We start from the raw sequence: 2,041 nt of genomic DNA, 5'->3' as shown, positions 1-2,041 counted from the left end.
CGGCGGCACCGCCGAGAGGATCTCGGCCCAGAGCAGCCGCCGGTCCACCGGCTTCGACACAAAGCCGTCGATTCCGAGCGCGAGGTAGTAGTCGCGCTTCAGCGCGATCGCGTCGGCCGTCAGCGCCACGACGGGGATTGACGCCCAGGGTGTCCCGGCCGCGCGGATTTCGCGGAAGGTGGCCTCGCCGTCCATGTCCGGCATGTTCATGTCGAGAAGCACGAGGTCGAACTCGCCCTCCGCCAGACGGCTGAGCGCGTCCTCGCCCCCGGCGGCCTCCTCGGCATCGATGCGCAGGGAACGCAGCATCTGGACGACGAGAAAGCGATTCGTGGCGATGTCGTCCACGACGAGCGTGCGGAGCCGGCCGTAGACGGATTCGGCGCCGGTTCCGGGCGGGTCGGCAATGGTGACGAAGGGCAGTTCGATGCGCGCGACGGGGCTGCCGTCGGGCGCCCGGATCACCGAGGCACGGGCCCCCATCACCTCGGCCACGCTGTGCACGAGCGTAAGCGCGAGAGAGTCCTCGGCCGGCGGGCTCGCGGCGTCTTCGCGCAGAGGTTCGGGGCGGCGACCGGCGATGGTCAGCCTGAGCCGGTCGCGGCGCCCCGGTGCGAGGGCGCAGCGCAGGTCCACGACGGCGGGGCTGCCGACCGGAAGCCCGTTCAGGACGATGGCGGCGAGATGGATCAGGCATTTGCGCAGCAGGATCGGATCGAACCGGCCGAATTCCGGCACCTCGGGCGCGATCTCCACGGTGATCTCGGGCTCCCGCGGGGCATCGAGCGGCAAGGGCAGCGACGCGATCACCTCGAGTTCGGAGCGGATCACCGCCGTCACCGGGCGGAACTTCATCCGCCCCTCGGTCGCCGAGGCGAGATCGATCACATCCTCCACCATCGTCCTCATCGTGCGCGCGGCCGTCTCGATCGCCGCGGCGTGTCCGCGCGCCTGTGCGGGATCGCCCTCGCCCGCCAGAAGCTGGCTGTGTCCGAGGATCGCGTTGAGCGGTGTGCGGACCTCGTGGCTCATCGCCGAGAGGAAGCGCGACTTGGCCTGGCTCGCGGCACTCGCCTCGGCTGTCGCGGCGATGAGATCGGCCTGCACCCGGTGGTTCTGCACGAGCGCGGAGCCGAAGTAGCCGAGCAGGACGATCACCGCGGCCAGGGCAAGCGCGGTCCTGTAGTCGATGACGGGGTCGAAGAGGTACTGGAGCGGCAGCCAGAGAAGCGCCGCCGCCGCCGGTAGGCCGGAGGAAAGGCCGAAGGCGAGGTGGGTCGACCGCACCACAGAGACACTGAGCAGCGCGCCGACGAGCGCCAGCACGCCCGTGAACTTCACGAGCGGGTCCGGGTCGAGCCAGATGAAGAGCGCCGGCAGGCAGTAGGCCGTCATTCCGGCCGCCGCATTGGCAAGGATCGCGGTGCGCCGGGCCGGCGTCGCCTCCTTGATGTAGGAGCCCATGAGCCGGCGTTGCATCACCTCGGTGCCGACGACCGCGAGGTAGCTCAGAAACACCGCCCAGAACGGCAGGAAGAACGTGAAGACGACGCAGGTGAGGAAGACGCCGAGCTGGCGCGACACGAGGTCGGATTCAAGACGGCGCCGCTGGCGCTCGATTTCGTCCTGCCAGGTCGTCCGGTCGGTCATCGCCCTTCGCCGCAAGAACAAACGCAAACTAATTGACACTGCACAATTTCCGGCCGCCTGCCGGTTGCCGTGTCAGTCCACCATAAGGTCATTCGCGGACAGTGCATAGGCTTTCCCGAAACCCGCGTTGAAATGGCCGCCGGCGACCTCGAAGCGGACGAAATGGAAGTCGGCGTAGTCCACGTAGAGCCCGGCCCTGGGGTGGTGGCGCAGCCAGGCGGCGCGGAAGCCGGCGCGCTCGGGCGCGTCGCGCGCGACGAAGCGGGCCGTCGCGCGGAGCGTCAGGCGCGGATGGGTGAGTGGATCGCCCTTCGTCCCCGGTTCGCCGATCAGGACCGAGGCCCGCGGGTCGGCCCTGAGCGCGCCCGCGTGGACCGCGAGGTCGGAGACC

The 2,041-nt window shown here is 69.7% G+C and carries 1 protein-coding gene and 1 pseudogene; both read right to left on the bottom strand.

Annotation, left to right across the window (positions count from 1 at the left end):
* A partial coding sequence (locus F9K34_RS18770) for a response regulator (RefSeq protein ID WP_291338621.1) occupies positions 1–1,650 on the bottom strand: 1,650 nt, incomplete at its 3' end.
* 72 nt (positions 1,651–1,722) lie between these two features.
* Positions 1,723–2,041, bottom strand: a pseudogene (locus F9K34_RS18765) (pyridoxamine 5-phosphate oxidase); the annotation flags it as partial.

Origin of the sequence: Albidovulum sp., from assembly GCF_008933605.1 — a bacterium.
Classification (GTDB): Bacteria; Pseudomonadota; Alphaproteobacteria; order Rhodobacterales; family Rhodobacteraceae; genus Albidovulum.
The sequence above is the reverse complement of the archived record's forward strand: the minus strand, read 5'-3'. Positions and strand labels throughout refer to the sequence as shown.